This is a genomic window from Mesorhizobium sp. WSM3864 (assembly GCF_002294955.1).
Taxonomy (GTDB): Bacteria; Pseudomonadota; Alphaproteobacteria; order Rhizobiales; family Rhizobiaceae; genus Mesorhizobium.
The window spans coordinates 66,803-91,410 of record NZ_NSGD01000013.1 but is presented as its reverse complement, the minus strand read 5'-3'; the positions used below and the strand labels follow the sequence as shown (position 1 = coordinate 91,410).

Below are 24,608 nucleotides of genomic sequence, written 5' to 3'. Positions count from 1 at the left end.
CTGTCGTTCCATCCTCGCGAAGTCTCGGTTTCAATCTTCGCAGCGCCATAAGGAGAGAGCCGCGCGATGACGATTCACACGAAACATGAGACCACACGAACAATTCGCCGCAGGGAACTGCGTGAAATGATACCTCTGGCCGACAGTACGATTTATGAGATGGAACAACGGGGGCAGTTCCCGCGCCGCTTCGCGCTGACTCCTCGTTGCGTCGTTTGGGACCTGGCCGAGGTCGAAGCGTGGCTGCGTGCTCGCCGGGCGGTACCTATCAGGCGCGCCAAAGCTCCCGATGTAAGCTTGCGAAAGACCAGTCCAGTCAAAGCGCAGGATCGGGCTCGAAGATCGCCATCGTCGGGGGCATAAGGACGACGGGACGTTTTCTTCCCTCAACCCAAGCTTCCACTATATCCGACCATTCTTGCATCATGTGGCGACGCTGCATTTCGTATTCCGCCTTGTTGTAGACGCCGCGGGAGGAGCGACCATCCTCATGGGCGAGGCATTTTTCGATCCAGTCGCTGTTGAACCCTAGTTCATTCAAAAGCGTGGAACCCGTGCGCCGAAGATCGTGCACGGTGAACGGCTCAAGCGGCAGACCTTCATTCTTTGCTTGTTCGACGACCGAATAGGTCACGCGATTGAAGGTTGCGCGCGACATTGGCGCATCCGCATCGTAGCGCGACGGCAGCACGAAACGTGAGTTTCCCGAACAGGTCTTGAGCGCAATAAAGATGTCGACTGCTTGGCGCGACAGGTAGACGTTGTGGGCCTTCGATCGCTTCATCCGTTCCTTTGGGATGGACCAGACCGCATTTTCGAAATCAACCTCATCCCAGGTGGCGTCCTGAAGCTCGCTCTTTCGCACCATCGTGAACAGGATAAGGCGAAGGCCGAGACGAATGGTGGGCAAAGTGGCGACCTTCTCCAGCACCTTGAGCATGACACGGATTTCGGTTGGACATAGCGACCGATCTCTTGGGACAAAGTTCGCGATCGATGCCGGCCCGACGTCATCGGCCGGATTGGATACTTTCTCGCCATGGAGAATGGCAAAGCCGTAGATCTGTTTGAGGATATCACGGACATGGATCGCGGTTGCCGGCGCTCCGCGCTCGACGATCTTGGCACATTGGCCGCGGAGATCGTCCGGTCTGATTTCGGTCAGCAGCCGATTGCGCCAAATCGGGAGGAGCTCGCGCTCGAAAATTGATCGACGCATTGATCGCGTGCTGTCTGCCATCGGCGCCGCCGTCAGCCACTTCTCTCCGAACTGGCCAAAGCTTTTGGCTTCTTTCAGCCGCCGTTTGTCTCGTTGCTTCTCGATGGCGGGAGAGCGACCCTCTCTAACCGCTCGACGGGCATCGAGGCATTTTTCTCGGGCCTGGAGGAGAGAGATTCCATCGCGACCGTATTTGCCGAGATAGACGGTCTCCCGACGGCCATTGAGCCTGTAATCCAGCCGGAACGAGATCGCGCCGCTCGGCATAACGCGGACATACATTCCGTCACGGTCCGCCACTTTGTAGATTTTATCTTTTGGTTTCAACGCTTTGAGAGCGGCGTCCGTCAGCATCCCGACTTGCCTTTCCAAAAAGTACCGTCGTCAGGTTTTTGAGGGCTGGCGGCGGATTTTTCCCTTAAATTTCAGGTACTTAGTGTGAAAAAAGTACCGTCAGAAACCCTCTATGACGTGACGGTACTGTCAAAAAATAATCGTGGCAATATGGGTGAGGTCCGGCAACCGGTACGGCAAATCCAAACGACGCACGCCGATAGCCGGCGAAAGTTGCCGGCCAAAACTATTTTTGATTTCAGTGACTTAGATCGAACTCTAGCGCAATTTCGGCGGTGTTCGGATGGGCCTGAATCATTCCCACTCGATGGTGCCCGGGGGCTTCGACGTAACGTCGTAAACGACGCGATTGATGCCTTTCACCTCGTTGATGATGCGGGTGGCGGCGGCGCCCAGGAAGTTCATGTCGTAGTGGTAGAAATCGGCCGTCATGCCGTCGACCGAGGTCACAGCGCGCAGCGCGCAGACGAATTCGTAGGTGCGGCCGTCGCCCATTACGCCGACGGTCTGCACCGGCAAGAGCACGGCGAAGGCCTGCCAGATGGCATCGTAGAGGCCGGCCTTGCGGATCTCGTCGAGGTAGATGGCGTCGGCCTCGCGCAGGATCTCCAGCTTCTCGCGGGTGATGCCGCCCGGGCAGCGTATGGCGAGGCCAGGACCCGGGAACGGATGGCGGCCGATGAAGCTTTCGGGCAGGCCGAGCTCTCGGCCCAGCGCCCTCACCTCGTCCTTGAACAACTCGCGCAGCGGCTCGACCAGCTTCATGTTCATGCGCTCGGGCAGGCCGCCGACATTGTGATGCGACTTGATCGTCACCGACGGGCCGCCGGAGAAGGAGACGCTTTCGATGACGTCGGGATAGAGCGTGCCCTGCGCCAGGAAGTCGGCGCCGCCGAGTTTCTTCGCCTCTTCCTCGAACACCTCGATGAACAGGCGGCCGATGGTCTTGCGCTTCTTTTCCGGATCGCTCTCGCCTTCCAGCGCCGAAATGAAGCGGTCGGAAGCGTCGACCAGGATCAGCGGCAGGTTGTAATGCTGGCGGAACATCTCCACCACGCTTTTCGCCTCGTCCTTCCGCATCAGGCCGTGGTCGACGAGGATGCAGGTCAACTGATCGCCGACCGCCTCGTGGATCAGGAGCGCAGCGACCGAGGAATCGACGCCGCCCGACAGCGCGCAGATCACCTTGCCCTTGCCGACCTGCTTGCGGATCGCCTCGACCGCCTGCTCGCGATAGGCAGCCATGGTCCAGCCCGTGCTGAGGCCGGCGATATGGTGGACGAAGTTGCTCAGCAGCTTGGCGCCGTCCGGGGTATGGACGACCTCGGGATGGAACTGCACCGCGTAAAACTTCCGTGCCTCGTCGGCAATCGCTGCGAAGGGCGCGCCGGTGGAGGTGCCGACGATCTTGAATCCTTCCGGAATGGCGGTGACGCGGTCGCCGTGGCTCATCCAGACCTGATGACGCGTGCCCCTGGCCCAGACACCGTCGAACAGCGCGCAGTCGTCCTCGATCTCCAGGAAAGCCCGGCCGAACTCGCGGTGATGGCCGGCCTCGACCTTGCCGCCGAGCTGAGCGCACATCGTCTGCTCGCCATAGCAGATGCCGAGCACCGGAATGCCGGACGAAAAGACCTCGTCGGGCGCGCGGGGCGAGCCGATGTCGACAGTCGAGTGCGGGCTGCCCGACAGGATGACGGCCTTCGGCCGGATGCGGCGGAAGCCCTCTGCGGCTGACTGGAACGGAACGATCTCGCAGTAGACCCCGGCCTCGCGCACGCGCCGCGCGATCAGCTGCGTGACCTGGCTGCCGAAGTCGATGATGAGAACGGTGTCGGGATGTGTCGTCATGGCGAGCCTTTAAAGAAAGAACCGATTCGGCGCAATGGTGCGCGTTGCGACGTTCGGTCTTGCCAAAACGCCTAAAGCGCGTCGCGTCGAACGGGCCCAGGCGACGAGCTTCAAGTTTCGTCTTGATACATGTCGTTCTCCCAAAACCGCTGCGCACTTTTGGGCGACATGCATTAAGTAAGGCCGATCGCGCCGGACGCAATCGCCTGCTCTAGCAGACCTATCGCCGCCGCCAGCTTCTCGTCGATGACGTGCAGATACTCGGTCCAGTCGCCGACATGCCTGAGATCGACCGCGCCGTCGGAAATACCGCGCAGGCCGAGCAGCGGCACGCCGAACAGCTGGCAGGCGCGCAGGCAGGCGAAGGTCTCCATGTCGACCATGTCGGCGTCGATCGCGTCATAGGCGGCCCCGGTGACGACGGCGCCTCCGGTCGACAGCGTCGCGGTCCTGATGCCGGGAATGACGAAGGGCAGCGGCACCGTCACGGGCAGGTCGAGGAACGGCGTCGCGCCCTTCGCGAAGCCGAGCGGCGAAGCGTCGATGTCGCGGTAACTCACCGACACGGCCTGGTAGATTTCGGTCTGTTCGAGCGTTCGGCTCCCCGCGGAGCCCAGCGAGACGACGAGATCCGGCAGCGCATCCTCGGCCTTCAACGTGGCGAGCTCGGCGCCGAGGCGCACGCCGGCCTCGACCGGGCCGACGCCGGTCATCAGCGGCGTGAACAGCTTTTTGAGATGCGGACCGTATTCGGCCTCGGCCGCCATGACGAAGAGGACGGATTTTTCCCCTATCCGCGCAACGCTCGCCATGGATCACCCCTCGATGCCGTCGCGGCCGACCACCGTCATCATTGTGCCGGTCATGGTGGCGATCAGCTTGGCCTCGCCATCGGCGGCGAAAGCATAGGCCTGGCCGTCGGCAACAATGATGGTGCGGCCTGGCTTGGTCACCGAGCCGCGGAACAGGAAGCGCTCGCCCTTCCCCGGGGCCAAGAGGTTGACCTTGAATTCGATGGTCAGCACGCTGGAATTCTGCGGCATCAACGAGAAGGCGGCATAGCCGCAGGCCGAGTCCAGCGCGGTCGAGATGACGCCGGCATGCAGGAAGCCGTGCTGCTGGGTGAGCGAAGGGGCATAGGGCATCTCGATCTCGATGATGCCGGGCGTGACCAGCGTCAGCTCCGCACCGATGGTGGCCATGGCCTTCTGGCGGGCAAAGGAAGTCCTGACGCGATCCTCATAATCGGGAGCGGGTACGATTTTGGCTGCCATGGCCTTCGCCTCATTTTTGCTGGCGAAGCTTATTGCAGAGGCAGGCAGGACAGGCAATCGCTTATGTTGCAGCGCAGCAAATGCCGGCTGCCCTCATGCGGCCCTGCGCAGGGCGTGGAAATAGAACCCGTCAGTGCCACTGAGCGCCGGCGACAGCGAGATGCCACCGGCTTCGCCAATACGCGCAGCGCCCTCGTGGCCGGGGAAACGGCCGTCCCAGAGTTGGCGGTGGTCGACCGGCGCAAAATCGCCGTGGCGCTCTCGGAAGGCGGCGACCTGCTCGCCGTTTTCGGCATCGAACACCGAGCAGGTGATGTAGACGAGCAGCCCGCCGGGCTTCACGAAAGCCTGCGCCATGTCGAGGATCGCCTGCTGCTCACCTTTGCGGGCATCGAGCTGTCTGTCCGTCAGCCGCCACTTGGCGTCCGGGCGCCGCCGCCAGGTGCCGCTGCCGGTGCAGGGCGCATCGATCAGCACGAGGTCCATATAACCGGTGAGCGGCGCGAGTTCCGCGGGCTTGCTGACGACCTGGATGTTGCGGCTGTGCGCGCGGCGGATGCGCTCGAAGATCGGCGCCAGCCGCACCTTTTCCGCATCATGGGCGAAGACCTGGCCGCGATTGTCCATCTCTGCCGAAAGCGCCAGGGTCTTGCCCCCGGCGCCCGCGCAATAGTCGAGCACCTGCATGCCCGGCTCGGCGCCGGCGAGCGCTGCCGCAAGCTGCGAGCCCTCGTCCTGCACCTCGAACCAGCCTTTCTGGAAGGCGGGCTCGGCCTGGACGTTCGGATGCCTGCCGTCGCCATTGATCGGCGGGATGCGAATGCCGTGCGGCGCGATTGCGGCAGCTGCTGCACCGGTGCCCTGGAGTTCCGTCAGCACCTTGCCGCGGTCTGCCTGCAGCGCATTGACCCTGAGGTCCAGCGGCGGGCGCATCGCGAGAGCCGCGCCCTCTTCGACCCAGGCATCGCCAAAGGCGTGTTCGAGAAGCGGCGCGCACCAGTCCGGAACATCGGCCCGCACGGCATCCGGCGCATCGGCGAGCCTGCCGGAGGCTGCCGCTTTCAGTTCGGCGGCGCTGAGCAGCGGCGGCGCGAATTTGTCGCCGTCGAGAGCGTCATTCAGCGACCGCGCCGTCTGGCCCCATTCCAGCAGCAACGCGCCGAAGCCGATGGCGCGCGGCGTCTCCTCGCCGAAGAGCCAGCCGGCCGAGCGCTTGCGGCGTAGCGCGTCGTAGACGATGTTGCCGATCGCCGCGCGGTCGCCGCCACCGGCAAAGCGGTGCGACAAGCCCCAGTCGCGCAAGGCGTCGGCCACCGGCCGATGCCGCCGGCCGATGTCTTCAAGCACTTCGATGGCCGCCGCCAGCCTTCCGCCCAGTCTCATTCCTGCTTCCGTCTATCGTTGCTTCCATCCCTGCTCTTAGAGCCTTTCCGGCTCCGATTGAAACCCTTCTGTTTCGCTGAGGCCAAACGACCTGTCCCATACCATCGCGTCCATGCAACGGACGGAAGGTTCTTTCGCGGCAGTCGGCAGTCAGCGGATAACAAGAAAAGCGCCTCGCACATGAAACTTCTCTAATGTCTTGACTGGCGAATGCAAAGCAAGACCGCTGCCTCAACACTCAGCTTTCCAAGTTTTTCCGGCAGGAATACTCTTTCGTCTGTGATTCGCGACGCGGAAAACGCGTTTTGGCAAATCCCTATGAGGAGAGGGCAATGAAGACTTATCTGGCAGAAGTTCTAGGCACGTTTCTGTTGGTGTTCATCGGCACGGCCTCCGTGGTCACGGGCGGCTTCGGCGGCGCGCTGCCGCTCGGACAGGAAGGCATCGGCCTGGCGTTCGGCATCGGCCTGATCGCCGCGGCCTATGCGATCGGCCCGATCTCGGGCGCGCATCTCAATCCGGCGGTGACGCTCGGGGTGTTCCTTGCGGGGCGGATGCCGGCGAGGGAAGTCGTGCCTTACTGGATCGCGCAGATCATCGGCGCCATCATCGCTTCGCTGGCGCTGTGGATCGTCGTCACCGGTCAGGCCGGCGGCCACACCGGGGGCTTCGGCGCCAATGGCTGGGACGAGGCGAAATGGGGCATCAGCTCGGCCTTCCTGTGGGAGCTGATCGGCACCTTCACCTTCGTCACCGTCATTCTCGGCGTCACCAACGCCAAGCACATGACGGCCTTTGCCGGCCTGGTGATAGGCCTAACGCTGGCAGGGCTCCACTTTGCCATGATCCCGGTGACGGGCACTTCGGTCAATCCGGCGCGCTCGATCGGCCCGGCGCTGTTTTCGGGCGGGGCGGCGCTCGGCCAGCTCTGGCTGTTCATCGTCGCGCCACTGATCGGCGGGGCGATCGCCGGCATCGTTGCCAAGACTGGCATCTTCGAAAAAGACTGATACCTAATGCAAAAGGCGCGGGCATGAACGCGCGCCTTCTGGGGAGGATGAGACCTAAAGCGCATTGCGATCTTTCAGTTTCGCTCCGTGCGCTTTAGTTGCCTTTGTCCCGAAACCGGTTCCCACTCTCGGGAGACCTGCTTTACTTCGCGACCAGTTCGAACCGGTCGAGATTCATCACCTTCGTCCACGCCTTCACGAAGTCTTTGACGAACTTCTGCTTGGCATCCGCCGAGCCGTAGACCTCGGCCAGCGCACGCAATTGCGAGTGCGAGCCGAAGATCAGGTCGGCGCGGGTGCCGGTCCACTTGACTTGCTTGGTCTTGCGGTCGCGCGCCTCATAGACCTCATCCGAGTCTGGCTCGGAGCCGGCCGCCGGATCCCAGATGGTCGCCATGCTGAGCAGGTTGATGAAGAAGTCGTTGGTCAGCGTGCCCGGCCTGTCGGTGAACACGCCGTGCTTTGAGCCGCCATGATTGGCGCCGAGCACGCGCAGGCCGCCGACCAGCACCGTCATTTCCGGCGCCGTCAGCGTGAGGAGCTGCGCACGGTCGACCAGCATCGCTTCGACCGACATGGGCAGCCTGCCGCGGACATAGTTGCGGAAGCCGTCGGCCCTCGGCTCGAGTGCCGCGAAGGATTCGACATCGGTCTGCTCCTGCGAAGCGTCCATGCGGCCTGGCGTGAAGGGCACGTTCACCTCATTGCCGCCGTCCTTCGCGGCCTTCTCGATCGCGGCGGCGCCGCCGAGCACGATCAGGTCGGCGAGCGAGATCTTCTTCTCGCCAGCCTGCACTGAGTTGAACTCCTGCTGGATGGCTTCGAGCTTCGCCAGCACCTTCGAAAGCTGGGCCGGCTGGTTGACTTCCCAGTCCTTCTGCGGGCTGAGACGGATGCGGCCGCCATTGGCGCCGCCGCGCTTGTCCGAGCCGCGGAAGGTCGAGGCCGAGGCCCAGGCAGTTGAGACCAGTTCAGGAACCGTGAGGCCGGAGGCCAGGATCTTCGCCTTCAACGCGGCGATATCCTCTTCGCTGACCAGTTCGTGGTCGATCGCCGGAATCGGATCCTGCCAGATCAGCTCTTCCTTCGGCACGAGCGGGCCGAGATAACGAACCACCGGGCCCATGTCGCGATGGGTGAGCTTGAACCAGGCGCGGGCGAAAGCGTCGGCGAACTGGTCCGGATACTGGTGGAAGCGACGCGAGATCTTCTCATAGGCCGGATCGAAGCGCAGCGCGAGATCGGTGGTGAGCATGGCCGGAGCATGACGCCTGGAGGGATTGTGCGCGTCCGGAACCGTGCCGGCGCCGGCGCCGCCCTTCGGCGTCCACTGATTGGCACCGGCCGGGCTCTTCGTCAGCTCCCATTCGAAGTTGAACAGGTTGTCGAAGAAATTGTTGCTCCATCTGGTCGGCGTCGTGGTCCAGGTGACTTCCAGGCCCGAGGTGATGGCGTCGCCGGCAATGCCGGTGGCATGTTTGCTCGACCAGCCGAGGCCCTGCGCTTCGATGCCGGCACCTTCCGGCTCCACGCCCACCAGCGAGGCATCGCCGGCGCCATGGGTCTTGCCGAAGGTGTGGCCGCCGGCGATCAGCGCCACGGTCTCTTCGTCGTTCATGGCCATACGGCGGAAGGTCTCGCGGATGTCGCGGGCCGCGGCGACCGGATCCGGCTTGCCGTTCGGGCCTTCCGGGTTCACGTAGATCAGGCCCATCTGAACGGCGCCGAGATGGCCCTGCAGTTCACGGTCGCCGGAATAGCGCTGGTCGTCCAGCCACTTCGTTTCGGAGCCCCAATCCACGTCCTGCTCCGGCTCCCACACGTCGGCACGGCCGCCGGCGAAGCCGAAGGTCTTGAAACCCATCGATTCCAGCGCGACGTTGCCGGCCAGGATCATCAGGTCGGCCCAGGAGATACTGCGGCCGTATTTCTGCTTGACCGGCCACAGCAGCCGGCGTGCCTTGTCGAGATTGGCATTGTCCGGCCAGCTGTTCAGCGGCGCGAACCGCTGCTGGCCGGCACCGGCGCCGCCACGCCCGTCGCCGATGCGATAGGTGCCGGCACTGTGCCAGGCCATGCGGATGAAGAGCGGTCCGTAATGGCCGAAATCGGCCGGCCACCAGTCCTGCGAGTCGGTCATCACATGGTGCAGGTCCTTGATCACGGCATCGAGATCGAGGCTCCGGAATTCCGTGGCATAGTCGAAATCCTCGCCCATCGGGTCCGAGAGGCTCGACTGCTGATGAAGAACGCCGAGGTCGAGTAGATTCGGCCACCAATCCCGATTGGTCCTGCCGGCGGATCCATGCGCCACGGGGCATTTGCCAGCGCTGTTGTCGTCGGTTTTCGCGTCCATCTTACTCTCCAGGGTTTTGATTTTCCGAGATTGATTCTGCGCAGATTTCGGGGCCGACCAGCGGCCGCGCCAATCTGGAATGATTCCAGCCTAGGCCGGCTTGGCGATAAAGACAAATTGCCTTTCCCGTTCGTTTTGATAAGCTTTCCTTATGATCGGCCTCACCGTGCGACAGATGCTTTATTTCGACGCGCTGGCGCAGACGCTGCATTTCGGCCGCGCCGCGAAGCTTGCCGGCGTCAGCCAGCCGGCGCTCTCCGGCCAGATCGCCGAAATGGAAGAGCGGCTGAACTGTCTTCTGTTCGAGCGCGGCGGCAAGACGGTGCGGATGACGGACGAAGCGCTTGTGCTGCAGCCGCGCATCGAGCGCATTCTTGCCGATATACGTGACGTCGAGACGACCGCCCGGCGCGGCCGCCCCGCGATGGAAGGCCGCTTCCGGCTGGGCATCATCCCGACCGTAGCGCCCTATCTCCTGCCGCGGGTCCTGCCGGAATTAAAGAAGCATTTCCCGGGCCTGCAGCTCGAACTGCGCGAGGCGGTGACGTCATCGCTGGTCGAGGACAATGTCTCGGGCAAGCTCGACGCTTTCATCGCCGCGCTGCCGCTCGACCATCCGGGGCTTGTCACGGAGGAGCTCTTCCCGGACCGCTTCTTCCTTGCGGTGCCCGCCGGCGATCCGGCTTTCGCCTCGCCGCCCGTGCCGCCGGAAAGCCCGGCGCTGGAACGGCTGATGCTGCTCGAGGAAGGCCATTGCCTGCGCGAACAGGCTCTGGCCGTCTGTGGCAATGTTCGACCGGTGGCGATGGCAAGCTATGGCGCCACCAGTCTCACCACCCTCTTGCAGATGGTGGCGCATGGGCTGGGCGTGACGCTGGTTCCGGAAATGGCGGCAAACGCCGCGGGCGTCATGCCGGACCTGAAGATCGTGCCGTTCCAGGAGCCGATGCCGCAGCGCATGATCTGCCTCGCATGGCGGCGCAACAAAGTGCGCCAGGACGAATGCGTGGAACTGGCAAAGATCATACGGGGATTGGATCAGGCGGTGCTGGCGAGCTGACCCTGGATTCTGAACTTTCCCAATCTCAGTTCTCAGCCAACGCCTGGTATCGGAAGCTTCTGCTGCTTACCCGAGCTAACGCTGCCCGCTTCGAAAATCCGATAGTGCGGTTCCCAACCTCGTGTTCTCTACCCTGCGTTCGATTGCCAGCCTTTACGGCACAAATATGAGAAATACGTAGGTAAAGAACACCACAATATGAACCATTCCGGTCAGGAATGTCGTTCTTTCGGTGCTAAAGCTTACGCTGCAAATGAAAAGAGCCAGGGCCAAAAGTACCGCATCAGCCGCCGGAAGCCCAAGGGTTAACCCTCGGCCTGTCAGCAGGCTGGCGGCCGCGACCGCCGGTATCGTCAGACCGATGGTGGCGCAGGCCGAACCCATCGCAACGTTGAGGCCGCGCTGCAGCTCATTGTTGAGCGAGGCGCGAACCGCCGAAATGGCCTCCGGCATCAAAACCAGCCCGGCGATCATCGCTCCCACGATACTGTCGGCCTGGGTCACCTGGTAGGCAACGAGCGTATCCTCGACACCGGCGGCGACCTGCTCGGCCAGCATGACGATGCCGATCAGCCCGCTCAGCAGCAGCAGAACGCCGACAGAAAGGCTTTCGGGAAGGGCAGTTCGCATCGAAACGTCGTGCGCCTGTTCCTGGACGAAGTCGTCCCGGTGCCGAACGGTCTGGGCGAACACGAAGCTTGCATAGAGCAGCACTGAAAGGACGCTCACAAAACCAAGCTGGCCTGCCGAAAACGTGCCTGGATCCGTGGTTTGAGTGTAGGTCGGCAGGACAAGCGTCATGACAGTCAGCGCGATCAGAACCGCGAGATACGCGCTGGTCCCTTGCCGAACGATTGCCTGCTTGCGATGACGCCAGCCGCCAAGCGTGAGACACGTACCGACGACGCCGGTGGAGATAATCATCACTGTCGAGAAAACCGATTCGCGCGCCAATGTCGGGTTGTTCTCTCCATGCAGCATCATGGAAACGATGATCGACACTTCGATTGCCGTCACGGCAAAGGTCAGCACCAACGTCCCGTACGGCTCCCCCACGCGCCGGGCCACGGCCTCGGCGTGGTCGAGCACCACGAAAATGGTGATGAACATGATCGCACTCGAAAGCGCTCCAACGACAATCCTGATGCTCAGCGAACCTTCGTCCACCGAAAGGCCGCTGGCTCTGACCGCGACAGCCATCACCAGGGCGGCCAATGGCATTGTGTAGGAAGTCACCGACCGCGCGAAACCAGTCATTGAAGCCCCTGCGTTTCGGCGAATTTAGCGGAAAAGCCTGTGGGAAGCACCCCAGCCGACATCATTGCGAAGCGGACGGACCGATCACCCGGCGTTCGACTTCTTCCGGGAAGCCGATCCGCTGCTGCCGAGGATGCTCGAGGAGTTGCGGCGCCGGCTGTTCCAGCGCACCGAAACGTCGAGATGCCGTGGTCTACGCCCCGGCAATGACCGACCTCAAAGCATCCGCGCCAGGAATTCACGCGTGCGTGACGTGCTCCCCTTGCCGGTCTAGGGTGAGGCGGCTTTAGGACACGATCGAACGGCTTCTGGCATCGACGGTGTCAATCGCCTTGCGAACCGCCGTGCAGAATTTTCGCAAAAGTTCCGGCTCGTTGCCCAGCCGCTGGCGCAGGGAGAAGGGTATCTCCAGTTGCGCTCCTTTGCCGGTCAATCCACGATTGACGATGTTCAAATCGCCGATGCCTGGAAAAATATGGTTGTCCCTTTTGGTGTTGAAGCCGGCTTCCTGGAGGCGCCGAACTATCTCTGTAATCAGCGCGGCGTCCTTGCCGCCCATATAGATTGTCGAGGGATCGTCCCGATCCTGGCGACCATGGATAGCAACGACAATCGACTTCGCCCGCACCAAGTCGAGCGCGGATACCTCGTCAAAGTTATTTGACGTTATGTGCAACTCGCGATTGTTTTGCGGCATCAGTCCTTCAAAGCAATACAGATCCAGATCGCTCCCTGCTATCGTCTCGGCAATCAGGGAAGTGCGGGGCTCGATTTTCCCACCGTGCGGGGCGAGGACGATCGCATTGCCGGTTCGAGCGCCACGCCGCACGACGATGCGATAGTCCACGTTTTCAATTTTGGCGGCCTTCAGCGCCGCGAAATTTGGGAACTCGTTGTCCATAATCCCATCCAAACGCGTGGTCGGCAGTTCGTGCTTCGAGCGCGTTTTGCGAGGGCTGAATATCTCCGGATCAATCCTGCCTCACGCCGTCTTCTGCGCCACCAGCCCCAGTTCCTCGACCATCGCCTCGCGCATCAGGAATTTCTGCGGCTTGCCGGTCACCGTCATCGGCAGCTCGGTGCGGAAACGGATGTAGCGCGGCACCTTGTAATGCGCGATCTGGCCGTCGCAGAAGGCCTTGATCTCCTCAGCGGTGGCGATCTGGCCGGGCTTCAGCACGATCCAGGCGCAGATCTCCTCGCCATATTTGTCATCGGGAATGCCGAAGACCTGCACTTCCTTGATCTTGGGGTGGCGGTAGAGGAATTCCTCGACCTCGCGCGGATAGACGTTCTCGCCGCCGCGGATGACCATGTCCTTCACCCGGCCGACAATGTTGCAATAGCCCTCGGCGTCGATCGTCGCGAGGTCGCCGGTGTGCATCCAGCCGTCCGCGTCGATCGCCTCGCGGGTCTTTTCCGCGTCGTCCCAATAGCCCTTCATCACCGAATAGCCGCGTGTGCAGAGCTCGCCCGGCTCGCCGACCGGGACGGTGGCGCCATCGGCGCCGATCGCCTTGACCTCGACATGCGGATGGATGCGGCCGACCGTGGAGACGCGTTTTTCCAGCGGGTCGTCGACGCTGCTCTGGAAAGAAACCGGACTGGTCTCGGTCATGCCATAGGCAATGGTCACTTGCGCCATATGCATCAGCGACACCACCTTCTTCATCACCTCTATCGGGCATGGCGAGCCGGCCATGATGCCGGTGCGCAGGCTGGAGAGGTCGAAGCTAGAGAAATCGGCATGATCGAGCATGGCGACGAACATGGTCGGCACGCCATAAAGGCCGGTGCAACGTTCCTGCGCGACGGCTCTGAGCGTCGCGCCCGCGTCAAAACCTTCGCCCGGGAAGACCATCGTGGCGCCCTTGGTGACGCAGCCCATCGTGCCCATCGACATGCCGAAGCAATGATAGAGCGGCACAGGGATGCAGAGCCGGTCGTCGACGGTGAGCTCGATCGCCGAGGTGACGAAGCTGCCGTTGTTGACGATGTTCAAATGGGTGAGGGTCGCGCCCTTCGGCGCGCCCGTCGTTCCGCTGGTGAACTGAATGTTGATGGCGTCGCCGGGCTTCAGGCTTTCGGAGATGCGATCGAGGCTGTCATGCTCGTCGCGTCCGGCCATTGCCAGCACATCGCCGAAATTGAACATGCCGGGCGAGTTGTCCTCGCCCATGCGGATGACGATCTTCAGCGACGGCAGCTTCTTTGCCTCGAGCTTGCCGGGCTCGGCCTTGGCGATCTCCGGCGCCAGCGTCTCGATCATGCCGAGATAGTCGGAGGTCTTGAAGCTGACCGCCGTGACCAGCGCCTTGCAACCGATCTTGTTGAGCGCATATTCCAGCTCGCTCAGCCGGTAGGCCGGGTTGATGTTGACCAGGATCAGGCCGATGCGCGCGGTGGCGAACTGCGTCACCAGCCATTCCCAGCGGTTGGGCGACCAGATGCCGACGCGATCGCCCTTCTCCAGGCCGAGCGCCAGGAAGCCGGCGGCCAGCGCGTCGACCGCATCCGACAGCTCGCTCCAGGTGAAGCGCTTGTCTTGCCCGACGAAGACGGCGGCATCGAGCGTGGCGTATCTGCTCACCGTATCGGAGAAGAGTTCCGGAATGGTTTTGTCGAGCAACGGCGCCGAACGGTCGCCCGAGACATGCGCCCTGCCGTCCATCGGAGCAATGAAGGTGCCATGCGTTCCGCGCCCGCGCAGATTGGTGGCGTTCATGAGCTCGTCGAGTTTGATCGCCATCGCCGTCTCCTCCCGGGATGAGCCAGCCTATCAGCCTGCCGGGACGGTGGAAACCCGCCGAAGGTACCGGTTAAGCGACCAGCGCAGCCATCTTCGCTGCGATGCCACGCAACTGTGCCTCATCGGCCGCGTCGCGGACCTTCCTGGAAGCAACGAGACAGGCCTGCGACTTCAGGATTATTCCATCGCCCAGCACCTTGAGATGGTTGGCGCGCAGCGTCGAGCCGGTGGTGGTGATGTCGACGATGACGTCGGCAAGGCCGGCCGCCGGTGCGCCTTCAGTGGCGCCGAGGCTTTCGACGATGCGGTAGACCTGGATGCCGTGCTTCAGCGAAAAGAACTGCTGGGTCAGCCGCCAGTACTTGGTGGCGATCCTGAGCCGCCGGCCATGACGCTGGCGGAAATCGGCGGCGACGTCGTCGAGATCGGCCATGGTATCGACGTCGAGCCAGATATCCGGCACCGCCACGACGACATCGGCATGACCGAAGCCGAGACGGGCAACGATCTCGGCGCGCGCTTCCCAGTCGGCGAGGTTCTCGCGCAGCAGATCCTCGCCGGTGATGCCGAGATCGACCGCGCCCTGGCCGATCTCGCCGGCGATCTCGGACGCGGAGAGGAAGGCCACCTCGACATTGTCGAAGCCCTCGATCCGGGCGCGGTATTTGCGGTCGTCCTCGGGCAGGGTGACCGCCAGTCCGGCCTTGGCCAGGACTTCAAGCGATTGCTCCTTGAGACGGCCCTTGGATGGGATCGCCAGCGTGATCATCGCGCGGGCTCCCGCAATGCTTCGATGCGGTCGAGCCAGACCGAGAAACCGACGCCGGGGATAGGCTTCTGCGCGCCGAGCAGCGTCAGCAGCCGATCGTAACGACCGCCGCCCACCAGCGGACGGTCGCCGCCCTGGGCAGCAATCTCGAAGACGAGACCGGTATAGTAATCGAGCGGACGACCGAAGGCGGCGTCGTAGCGGATCTTTTCGACCGGCAGGCCATGCGCCGCGATCGCCTCGGCGCGGGCGGCGAAATTTTCGAGCGCCGCGCCAAGGGACAGGCCGGCAGCGGCGGCGAATTTTTCCAGCGCCTCAGTTGCTCCGCCCAGCGCGACGTCGATCTCGAGAAATCCTTTCAACGCCGAGAACGCCTCGTCGGACAGCCGCACGCTGCGCAGTTGCGCCTTCTCGATCAACCGCCGCGCGATGTCGGCCGGGGCGCGGCCCGAGGAGGCCGACAGCCCGGCCTCTTCCATGCCGGCGGCGATATAAGCGGCGAGGCCGTCGGTATCGCTGTCGAGCACCAGCAAGGCCACCGGACCCGACAGCTGGCTGTTGCGCGGCGGATTGGCGAGGTCGGCAAGGGCCGCTTCCAGCATCGACGCCGAGCCGAAGGCGCGGGCGAGGCGCATGCGCCAGCCACGCGGCAGGCCGAGCGCGGCCAGCACCGCCTCGAACAAGGTCTGGTCGCCGAGCGTGATGGCGAGCGGCACGCTGGGCAGCACCAGCGAGAGCAGCGCGTGCGCGTCGGCCAGCGAGCGCGCGTCAGCGGCGGCGGTATCACGATCGCCGAGATCCTCGATACCGGCCTGGAAGAACTCGTTGCCGCCCTCGCGGCGCTGTCGGAACACTTCGCCGAGATAGGAATAGCGCCGCGGCGTGCCCGCCTGGCTGGCGATGTGGTCGAGGCAGACCGGGATGGTGAATTCGGGTCTGAGGCACAGCGTCTTGCCGGTCTCGCTCTCGGTCAGAAAGATGCGGCGGCGCAGATCCTCGCCCGCCATATCGAGGAACGGATCGGCCGGCTGCAGCACCGCCACCTCGACCGCGTGGGTGTCGCGCGCGGCGAAGAGTTTTGCGACGTCGGCGGCGATGGCGGGATAGCGGGAAGTCATAAAGCGCCACCTCCCCTTCTCCCCTTGTGGGAGAAGGTGGATTGGCGCGCAGCGCCGAGACGGATGAGGGGTGCTGGGCGGAATGAGACGCTGGCGCTCCCTGGAACACCCCTCATCCGACCGAGCTTCGCTCGGCCACCTTCTCCCACAAGGGGAGAAGGAGAGGTTGGCGCCCTACTTGCCACGTGCCCGCTCCTCGGCCTGCGCTGCCAGGATCTTCTTCACCTCGGCGACCAGCTCGCTCTCCGCCACCGTCACCTGCGCCGGGCGCGCGGCGCGCCATTCGGCGTTATCGGTGATCTCGGCCGACAGGCGCGCGCCTTCGATGAGGTCCTTGATCTGCACCTCTCCCTTGACGCGCTCGTCGCCGCCCTGGATGACGGCGATCGGGCTGCCGCGGCGGTCGGCATATTTCAGCTGCGCCTTCATGCCGGCGCCGCCGAGATACATCTCCGAGCGAATGCCGGCGGCGCGCAGATCGGCGACCATCTTCTGGTAGCGGCCGAGGCTTTCCGTATCCTTGTCCATGACCAGAACGACGACCGGAGCAATGACGTCGGAAGTGTCGAGCTTGCCGAGGTTCTTCAGCGCCGTCATTAGCCGCGAGACGCCGATCGAGAAGCCGGTCGCCGGTACCGGCTCGCCGCGGAAACGCGAGACCAGCCCGTCATAGCGGCCGCCGCCGCCGACCGAGCCGAAGCGCACGATCTGGCCGTCCTCGTTGGGGATCTCGGCCAGCAGCTCGGCCTCGAAGACCGGGCCGGTGTAATATTCGAGGCCGCGCACGACGGAGCGGTCCATCGCAACGCGGTCCTCGCCATATCCTGCAGCCCTGACCAGAGCTTCAATCGTTGCAAGTTCGCCGACGCCTTCCTGATACACAGCGTTGGCACCGACGGTGGAATCCTGGCCAGCCTGTCCGTTCCTTGCCGTTGCGAGAAGAACCGCTTCGGCCTGCGCGTCATTCAGCCCCACGCCCTTTGCGAAATCGCCTTCGCCTTCCTTGCCGCCATCCCATCGTCCCGGGCCAAGCAGCAGCCTCACGCCTTCCGGGCCGAGCTTGTCCAGCTTGTCGATGGCGCGCAGCACCGTCAGCCTGCGCCCAGCATTCTCCTCACCGCCAAGCCCAATCGCCTCCAGCACACCGTCCAGCACCTTGCGGTTGTTGACGCGGATGACGTAGTCGCCGCGCTTGATGCCAAGCGCCTCCATCACGTCGGCCATCATCATCGCCATCTCGGCGTCGGCGGCGACGCCCGGCGTGCCGATCGTATCGGCGTCGAACTGCATGAACTGGCGGAAGCGGCCAGGGCCCGGCTTCTCGTTGCGGAACACCCAGCCGGACCGGTAGCTGCGATAGGGTTTCGGCAGGCGGTCGTAATTCTCGGCGACGAAGCGCGCCGTCGGCGCCGTCAGGTCGTAGCGCAGCGACAGCCACTGGTCGTCATCGTCTTGGAACGAGAAGACGCCTTCGTTCGGCCGGTCCTGGTCGGGCAGGAATTTGCCCAGCGCGTCGGTGTATTCGATCATCGGCTGGTCGACCGGCTCGAAACCGTAAAGCTCATAGACCGAGCGTATAGTCGCCATCATCTTCTCGACGGCGCGAATGTCTTCTGCGCTGCGGTCGGCAAAACCGCGCGGCAGGCGCGCTTTCGTCTTTTCCGATTTGTCGGCCATGGATGGGTCTTTTCGCTATGTGAACGCTGACTTATTTCGAGCGGGCGTGTCCTAGACGATACCGCCTTGGGCGGCAAGGGTTGGCGCCTTCCCTTCTCCTTGTGCGAGAAGGAAAGGCCGCGCCTTCGAAACAAAACGGCGCCAAGAACGAAACAATCGCGTCACCGGCGCGGCATGCTGCCGACACAATCGAGGACCATATAAGCGCGCCGAAATAAGGGTTCGGGCCATGACGACCACGGAAGACATCATCGAGAGCAAGCCGGTTGCCAAGCTCCGGCCGGCCGGCAGCGCCACCCCCAAGCCGGCGCAGCAGCCTGCAGGGCCGTTCGAGGTCGTGGCGGAAGCCCACAAGCCGACGGTGCGCGACGCGCTGGTGACCGGACTGCTGGTGATCTACCCGGCCTTTGCGGCCGTGGCGGCCATCATCGCCGGGCTGTTTCTGACAAGCGCCGGCAGCCTCTGATCTTCCCCCACCTCACAATGTGCGGACGCGTAGCGTCGGAGGCGATGAGCTCGGTTTTGCGACCCGACCCGCGCCTTCGGCGCGACCTGCCCACAAGGGGCCATAAGGGGCGGGTAGAGGTGACGCTATTTCGGTCTCCTGAACCTCTGCCGCTCGGCCTCCACCTCTGCCCGGCAGACACAGCCTTCGAGATGGTCGTTGACCAAGCCCATCGCTTGCATAAAGGCGTAGACGGTCGTCGGGCCGACGAAGCTCCAGCCGCGCTTCTTCAGTTCCTTCGAGATCCGGACCGAGACCGCCGTCGTCGGATTGGCGCGCAGATGCGCAAGGTCGACAACCGTCGGCCGCTCGTCAGGCCCCGGCTCGAACTTCCAGAACCAGGCGGCCAGCGAGCCGAATTCATCTGCCATTTCACGGGCGCGCCTAGCGTTGTTGATGGTCGAGACGATCTTGCCGCGATGGCGGATGATGCCGACATTGCCGAGCAGACGCTCGACATCCTTGTCGATGAACGCCGCCACCCTGTCGAAGTCGAAATTGGCGAAAGCCTCGCGGAAATTCTCGCGCTTGCGCAGGATGGTCAGCCAGGAGAGACCGGACTGGAAGCCTTCGAGGCAGATCTTTTCGAAGAGCCGGCGATCGTCCGCCACGGGCCGGCCCCATTCATGGTCGTGATAGTGCAGATAGTCCGGCAGATTGCCGTGCCAGAAGCAGCGCGTGATACCGTCGGGGCCGTCGAGCAGGCCGGCATGTTCTTGTTCCATTGTCGGAAATCCGTCCGTTAATGCGCCAAAGCGTCGGTTTTACCGTGGCTTTACCAGATTCCTGAACCGGCCGGTAACCACACCGCAAAGTTTACTGACAAGTCGGCATTTTACGCATTTCGATTCATGTTTTGCTTGCCGCTCAGCGCCAAGGATCGCCACGCCGAGGCCTCTTCCCTGCCCTCGGACGAGTTCGACGATCAAGGTGCGTTCCGATGAAGACAGCGTTCACTTTCGTGCTCGGCGCAGCCGCGGTGCTTGCCGCCGGCGCGACGACCTCTTTCGCCAATGACCGTTATGCCGACAGGCCGCCCGTGATGGTGAGCCCCGACCTTTCAGCGCCTTGGGTGCTGCAGCTCGGCCATGCGCCAGGGATCGTGCGCCCGAGCCGCCAGGCGACCCAGCAGCCGCTGCGGCGGCTTTTCCAGGCGCAGCCCGACCAGCAGCGCACCGCAGCCGTGCGGCAGCCTGCCAAGCGCATGGTGATGAGGCCACAGATCAACTCGATCTACCTGCCTCAGGAAGTCGCCTATGGCGGGCCGCAGAAGCCGGGCACGATCGTCATCGATACCCACCAGAACTTCCTTTATCTGGTCGAGAAGGACGGCAAGGCGCGCCGTTACGGCGTCGGCACCGGCAAGCCCGGTTTCGAATGGTCGGGCACGCACAAGATCACCGACAAAAAAGTGTGGCCGGACTGGCGCCCACCGGCGGCGATGATCGCCCGCGAGGCGGCCAAGGGCCGCTACCTGCCGACCTACCTTGCCGGCGGCATCGAGAACCCGCTCGGCGCGCGCGCGCTCTATCTCGGCACCACGGAATACCGCATCCACGGCACCAACCAGCCCTGGACGATCGGGGGCGCGGTGTCCTCCGGCTGCATCCGCATGCGCAACGAGGATGTTGTCGACCTCTATGAGCGCGTCAATGTCGGAACAACCGTCGAGGTGATATAGTAACTGCGAATCAGCCGGTTAGGCGGCGCCGAGCAGTTTTGGCGCTTGCTGTTGCCCTCAAGCCATAGCGCGATTTGGCGAGACATGCTTAGACTGGCATCGAGTTAACGGGGGACGGGCCGTGTGGGGATACGGTCAGTCACGAAAGGGCAGCACGGGAGACCGCGCTGCCCTTTTCGTTTCAAGCCCGTCAACGGGTCGCCCCGGAAGCAGCATGTTTCGCATTCGGGGCTGATTTCCCGGCGCACCTCTGCTATTGCAGCGCACAATCTTGGTTTTACGCAATTCCGGACGGAAAACCGCCCTTCTGGAGTTGCTCCAGAAGGCAGAGGTTCCACCTATGACCCGGTCCGACGACAGCCGCTATCTCAGGGGCGGTCCGGTCGCCCAGCGCATCATCGCTTCGGTACGCGAGGAAGCGGCCATCGCCACAGCGGAAGGCTTCCCGCCGAAGCTGGTCTCGATCACCGTCGGCGACACCGACGCGGTCGACGTTTATGTGCGCAACCAGCGCGCCAAGGCCGGGCTTGCCGGCATCGGCTTCGAGGAACGGCGCTTTGCCGCCGACATCACCGCGGGCGAGCTGGAAGCCGCCATTCACGGCCTCAACGCCGATCCGCGCGTCACCGGTATCATCATCCAGCGGCCGGTGCCGGCGCATATCCCGATCAAGACGCTGCAGGCGGCGGTGCACCCGCTGAAGGACGTCGAGGGTATGCATCCGGCCTCGATCGGCAACATCGTCTACAACCAGCTCGATCTCGCGCCCTGCACGGCGGCCGCATCGGTCGAGCTTCTCAAGGAGACCGGCCTGGACCTCAAGGGGCTCGAGGTGGTGGTGGTCGGCCATTCCGAGATCGTCGGCAAGCCGATCGCCTTTCTGCTGATGAGCGAGGGGGCGACGGTGACGGTGTGCCATCACATGACGCGCTCGGTGGCGGCGCATGCGCGGCGCGCGGATGCGCTGTTCGTCGCCGTCGGCAGGCCGCGGCTGATCAAGGCCGAGATGGTGAAGCCCGGCGCCTGCGTCATCGACATCGGCATCAATTCGGAAATCGGCCCGGACGGCGAGAGCCGCATCGTCGGCGATGTCGACACCGAGAGCGTCAAGGAAGTCGCCTCCTGGATCACGCCGGTGCCGGGCGGCGTCGGCCCGCTGACGGTGGCGATCCTGCTGCGCAACACCATGGTGGCGCTCAGCCGTCAGCGCGCGCTCTACCGCGCGACCTACGGTGTGGCGGACCAGCTGGCGGCTGAGTAGCTATTCCGCGCCACCCAGGCTGCTCTCGGAAACGCCATCGGGCTTCGGGCCCCCATAGGCCCAGTCGAGCAATTTTATCGTGTGCACCACCGGCAGCTTGGCCGCGGACGCGATCTGTGTGATGCAGCCTATATTGCCGGTGGCAACGATTTCGGCGCCGGTCGCCTCGATATTTTTCACCTTGCGGTTGCGCAGCTTGGCCGAAATGTCGGGCTGCAGGATGTTGTAGGTGCCGGCCGAGCCGCAGCAGAGATGCCCCTCGCGCGGCTCGCGCACCATGAAGCCCGCCTTGGCCAAAAGCTCCTTCGGCTGACGGGTGATCTTCTGGCCATGCTGCATCGAGCAGGCGGAATGATAGGCGACGATCGTGCCCGGCTTGCGCACCGGCTCGGGCAGGTCGAGGGCAGCGAGATATTCGGTCATGTCCTTAGCCAGCGCCGAGACACGAGCCGCCTTTTCCGCATAGGCCGGATCGACACGCAGCATGAAGCCGTAATCCTTGATCGTGGTGCCGCAACCGGACGCGGTGATGATGATGGCGTCGAGCCCGCCCTGGTCGACTGCGCGCATCCAGGCGTCGACATTTTGCCTGGCCGAAGCCAATGCCTGATCCTCACGGCCCATGTGATGCACAAGCGCGCCGCAGCAGCCCTCGCCTTCCGGCACCACGACCTCAACGCCGAGCCGCGTCAGCAAAGAGACGGTCGCCTCGTTGATGGCGGGATCGAGCACCGACTGGGCGCAACCGGTGAGGATGGCGACGCGGCCACGTTTCGTGCCCTGCCCGGCATGCACGGCGGGCGAGGCGATCGGCGATGCCGGCGGGATCGACGACGGCGCAAGCTTCAGCATGGCGGCGACCGGCTTCAGGGTCGGCAGCTTTTCCAACAGGCCGATCAACGGCCGGCCGAATCGGGCGAGCTTCAGCGCGGCGCGGAAGCGGCCCGGATAAGGCAGCACGAAAGCCAGCATGGCGCGGGTCAGCCGGTCGAGCAGCGGCCGTCTGTAGGTCTGCTCGATGTGGGCGCGGGCATGATCGACCAGATGCATGTAATTCACGCCTGACGGGCATGTCGTCATGCAGGCAAGGCAGGAGAGGCAGCGGTCGATATGGGTGACGATCTCCTTGTCCGCCGGCCGGCCGTTCTCCAGCATATCCTTGATGAGATAGATGCGGCCGCGCGGCGAATCCAGCTCGTTGCCGAGCGTTACATAGGTCGGGCAGGTAGCGGTGCAGAAGCCGCAATGCACGCATTTGCGCAGGATCTTCTCCGATTCCGCGACATGCGGGTCAGCGAGCTGCGCTGCTGAAAAATTGGTCTGCACGAAAAATGTCCTTATCGTCTAAGCATGATCTTTTCCGCGAACCGGTTTCCACTTTGCGGGATCATGCTCTCATTGCCCGAGAAGCCAGCTTTGCGGGTCCCTAATCGGCTCGCCACGCTGCAGCGCCTGCAGGCCCAGAATGCAGCGGACGATGAACCAGACGGCAACCGCAAACATCAGCAGGAAACCGATCGCGAGCATCATCAGGACCACCGAGATCAGCGCGTAGAGAAGGCCGATCCAGAACGTCCTGATCAGGAATGTGTAGTGGCTTTCGACATAGCCGCCCGCCTTGCCGCGATTGATGTAGGCAAGCACGATTCCGATAATGCCGGTGACGCCGATGACAAGGCTGGCGAGATAGAGAATGTAGATGACCAGCGCGTTGGTCTGGCCCGGCTCAAGCCAGCGATCGGTCTGGCGCGCGCTGCTGCCCGGGCCTGGATTGGCATTGCTCATGGTGCTGCTCCCTCCGTTGACTGAGGAAGAGTAGCAGAGCTGGAAGTACGCGCCATGCGGCCGGGGTTGAGAATGTGCTTCGGGTCGAACTCGGCCTTGAGCCGCGCGGAAAGCGCCGCCAAATGCGGCGGTTGCGGTTCGAAAACGGGGAGCGCCGCGCGATGCGAGGCAGACGCCCGCACCAGCGTCGCGTGACCGCCGCCATATTGGCGGATCAATGCGCGCAGCAGTTCCGCCTCCGGATCATCCTCGCGCATCGAAAGCCACACCAGCCCGCCCTGCCAATCGTAGAAGGCGTCGACCGCCGCCTGCATGCGCAGCGCCATCACCATGTGATGGGCCTCAGACGGCGGCATCGAGACGCGCCAGACCGGCCCTGCGCCGCCATCGGCGAAGGGCGCGCAGTCGCGGATGTCGTGCCAGATCGCCTTCGACGCTTCGCCGGCAATTTCCTGCAGCGGGCCGGCCTTGCTGAGCAGGTTTCGCAATGCCTCGGCACGGTAGACGACCGAGGGGCCAAAGCCTTCGACGCGCAGCAGCGTCGCGGCATCGCTGCCGAGATGGCCGGCGGCGACGCGCGCGGCGATCCGCTCGGGCAGGTGCGCGGCGCTCGAGACCTCGGCGCTGGAGCCCAGCGCCAGCGCCATGGCCGCAACGGCAGCATCGTCGAGCAGGCCTCGAATGGCCAAAGTCACCTCGGTTTCCGCCGCCGGCAGGACCTTGAAGGTGACGTCGGTCAGCACGGCAAGCGTGCCCCAGCTCCCCGCCATCAGCTTGGAAAGGTCGTAGCCGGTGACGTTCTTGACGACCCGGCCGCCCGACTTGAAGGCTTCGCCGCGGCCGGAAACCGCCGATATGCCGAGAATGTGGTCGCGTGCCGCACCCGCCTTGAGCCGGCGCGGACCGGATAGGTTCGAAGCCAGCACGCCGCCCAGCGTTCCCTTACCCGGCTCGCCGCCGAGCAGCGGCCCGTAATCCATCGGCTCGAAGGCGAATTGCTGGCCGTTCTCGGCAAGCAGTTTTTCGACTTCGGCGAGTGGCGTGCCGGCGCGTGCCGAAAGCACCAGCTCGGCCGGCTCGTAGAGCGTGACGCCGGTGAGCGTCGACAGGTCGAGCGTATGCTCGGTCTGCAGCGGCCGGCCAATGCCGCGCTTGGAGCCATGGCCGAGGATTTCGAGCGGGCTTTCCTCCGCGGCGGCCCATTGGATGGTGGAGAGGACTTCGGCGGGGCTGGATGGGGTGAAGGTGGTCATTGCAATCTCCGGTTCCTCCCCCCGCGAAGCGGGGGCGAGGAACCCA

22 protein-coding genes are annotated in these 24,608 nt (G+C 63.8%); 6 read left to right on the top strand and 16 right to left on the bottom strand.

Translation table 11 applies throughout. The annotated features are described in order from the left end of the window. The first annotated feature begins 66 nt into the window (after positions 1–66). Positions 67–363 (top strand): AlpA family phage regulatory protein, encoded by a 297-nt coding sequence (locus CK215_RS23060; RefSeq protein WP_095832278.1) that lies wholly within the window; start codon positions 67–69, stop codon positions 361–363. Here the strand turns inward: CK215_RS23060 and CK215_RS23055 are convergent. The 5 genes from CK215_RS23055 to CK215_RS23035 form a co-directional block, all read right to left on the bottom strand. After that, positions 317–1,573 (bottom strand): site-specific integrase, encoded by a 1,257-nt coding sequence (locus tag CK215_RS23055; RefSeq protein ID WP_095832277.1) that lies wholly within the window; start codon positions 1,571–1,573, stop codon positions 317–319. The genes CK215_RS23060 and CK215_RS23055 overlap by 47 nt on opposite strands. Before the next feature lie 294 nt (positions 1,574–1,867). Beyond that, a complete protein-coding gene (gene guaA / locus CK215_RS23050) occupies positions 1,868–3,424 on the bottom strand; it encodes a glutamine-hydrolyzing GMP synthase (protein WP_095825772.1) in 1,557 nt (518 codons plus the stop codon). Positions 3,425–3,597: 173 nt separating this feature from the next. Beyond that, positions 3,598–4,236 carry a 5'-methylthioadenosine/S-adenosylhomocysteine nucleosidase gene (locus CK215_RS23045; protein WP_095832276.1) on the bottom strand — a complete coding sequence of 213 codons (639 nt, stop codon included), beginning with the start codon at positions 4,234–4,236 and terminating at the stop codon, positions 3,598–3,600. Between the two features lie 3 nt (positions 4,237–4,239). Next, the gene (locus tag CK215_RS23040) at positions 4,240–4,698 is read right to left on the bottom strand and encodes a PaaI family thioesterase (RefSeq protein ID WP_066989431.1); all 459 of its coding nucleotides are present in this window, start codon (positions 4,696–4,698) and stop codon (positions 4,240–4,242) included. 93 nt (positions 4,699–4,791) lie between these two features. Then, the gene (locus CK215_RS23035; protein ID WP_095832275.1) at positions 4,792–6,081 is read right to left on the bottom strand and encodes an RsmB/NOP family class I SAM-dependent RNA methyltransferase; all 1,290 of its coding nucleotides are present in this window, start codon (positions 6,079–6,081) and stop codon (positions 4,792–4,794) included. A gap of 332 nt (positions 6,082–6,413) precedes the next feature. Here CK215_RS23035 and CK215_RS23030 point away from each other — a divergent pair, with 332 nt between their 5' ends. Next, complete coding sequence (locus CK215_RS23030) at positions 6,414–7,091, top strand: MIP family channel protein (RefSeq protein ID WP_095832274.1); 678 nt, start codon at positions 6,414–6,416, stop codon at positions 7,089–7,091. Positions 7,092–7,233: 142 nt separating this feature from the next. Here the strand turns inward: CK215_RS23030 and katG are convergent, their stop codons facing one another. Further along, entirely contained in the window at positions 7,234–9,447 is a 2,214-nt protein-coding gene (gene katG / locus CK215_RS23025) for a catalase/peroxidase HPI (RefSeq protein ID WP_095832273.1), read from the bottom strand. Positions 9,448–9,598: 151 nt separating this feature from the next. Here katG and CK215_RS23020 point away from each other — a divergent pair, with 151 nt between their 5' ends. Then, positions 9,599–10,507, top strand: coding sequence for a hydrogen peroxide-inducible genes activator (locus CK215_RS23020; protein WP_095832272.1), 909 nt, complete (start codon positions 9,599–9,601; stop codon positions 10,505–10,507). A gap of 153 nt (positions 10,508–10,660) precedes the next feature. On the opposite strand, the gene CK215_RS23015 is transcribed toward CK215_RS23020, so the two are convergent. From CK215_RS23015 to hisS, 6 genes are all read right to left on the bottom strand, one after another. After that, on the bottom strand, positions 10,661–11,764 hold the full coding sequence (locus CK215_RS23015; RefSeq protein WP_095826944.1) for a calcium:proton antiporter: 1,104 nt from the start codon (positions 11,762–11,764) through the stop codon (positions 10,661–10,663). 286 nt (positions 11,765–12,050) lie between these two features. Continuing rightward, entirely contained in the window at positions 12,051–12,665 is a 615-nt protein-coding gene (locus CK215_RS23010; RefSeq protein WP_095832271.1) for a poly-gamma-glutamate hydrolase family protein, read from the bottom strand. A gap of 81 nt (positions 12,666–12,746) precedes the next feature. Further along, complete coding sequence (locus tag CK215_RS23005) at positions 12,747–14,513, bottom strand: AMP-binding protein (RefSeq protein WP_095832270.1); 1,767 nt, start codon at positions 14,511–14,513, stop codon at positions 12,747–12,749. 70 nt (positions 14,514–14,583) lie between these two features. Further along, on the bottom strand, positions 14,584–15,282 hold the full coding sequence (gene hisG, locus CK215_RS23000; RefSeq protein ID WP_095832269.1) for an ATP phosphoribosyltransferase: 699 nt from the start codon (positions 15,280–15,282) through the stop codon (positions 14,584–14,586). Continuing rightward, complete coding sequence (locus tag CK215_RS22995; protein WP_095832268.1) at positions 15,279–16,400, bottom strand: ATP phosphoribosyltransferase regulatory subunit; 1,122 nt, start codon at positions 16,398–16,400, stop codon at positions 15,279–15,281. The genes hisG and CK215_RS22995 overlap by 4 nt, the downstream gene beginning before the upstream one ends. Positions 16,401–16,574: 174 nt before the next feature. Further along, the gene (gene hisS, locus CK215_RS22990; protein ID WP_095832267.1) at positions 16,575–18,077 is read right to left on the bottom strand and encodes a histidine--tRNA ligase; all 1,503 of its coding nucleotides are present in this window, start codon (positions 18,075–18,077) and stop codon (positions 16,575–16,577) included. Between the two features lie 229 nt (positions 18,078–18,306). Between hisS and CK215_RS22985 the strand changes: the two genes are divergently transcribed. After that, the gene (locus CK215_RS22985; RefSeq protein WP_066989234.1) at positions 18,307–18,543 is read left to right on the top strand and encodes a hypothetical protein; all 237 of its coding nucleotides are present in this window, start codon (positions 18,307–18,309) and stop codon (positions 18,541–18,543) included. A 125-nt stretch (positions 18,544–18,668) separates the two neighbouring features. Here CK215_RS22985 and CK215_RS22980 read toward each other — a convergent pair whose 3' ends face one another. Next, positions 18,669–19,307 (bottom strand): DNA-3-methyladenine glycosylase I, encoded by a 639-nt coding sequence (locus CK215_RS22980; RefSeq protein ID WP_095781899.1) that lies wholly within the window; start codon positions 19,305–19,307, stop codon positions 18,669–18,671. Positions 19,308–19,522: 215 nt separating this feature from the next. Here CK215_RS22980 and CK215_RS22975 point away from each other — a divergent pair, with 215 nt between their 5' ends. Then, the gene (locus CK215_RS22975; RefSeq protein WP_095832266.1) at positions 19,523–20,263 is read left to right on the top strand and encodes a L,D-transpeptidase; all 741 of its coding nucleotides are present in this window, start codon (positions 19,523–19,525) and stop codon (positions 20,261–20,263) included. A 340-nt stretch (positions 20,264–20,603) separates the two neighbouring features. Beyond that, on the top strand, positions 20,604–21,524 hold the full coding sequence (locus CK215_RS22970; RefSeq protein ID WP_095781901.1) for a bifunctional 5,10-methylenetetrahydrofolate dehydrogenase/5,10-methenyltetrahydrofolate cyclohydrolase: 921 nt from the start codon (positions 20,604–20,606) through the stop codon (positions 21,522–21,524). On the opposite strand, the gene glcF is transcribed toward CK215_RS22970, so the two are convergent. From glcF to glcE, 3 genes are all read right to left on the bottom strand, one after another. After that, a complete protein-coding gene (glcF, locus tag CK215_RS22965; RefSeq protein ID WP_095832265.1) occupies positions 21,525–22,850 on the bottom strand; it encodes a glycolate oxidase subunit GlcF in 1,326 nt (441 codons plus the stop codon). It lies immediately after the preceding gene. Between the two features lie 69 nt (positions 22,851–22,919). Continuing rightward, entirely contained in the window at positions 22,920–23,309 is a 390-nt protein-coding gene (locus tag CK215_RS22960) for a DUF4870 domain-containing protein (RefSeq protein ID WP_095826935.1), read from the bottom strand. Next, positions 23,306–24,562 (bottom strand): glycolate oxidase subunit GlcE, encoded by a 1,257-nt coding sequence (gene glcE, locus CK215_RS22955; RefSeq protein ID WP_095832264.1) that lies wholly within the window; start codon positions 24,560–24,562, stop codon positions 23,306–23,308. The genes CK215_RS22960 and glcE overlap by 4 nt, the downstream gene beginning before the upstream one ends. Positions 24,563–24,608 lie beyond the last annotated feature (46 nt).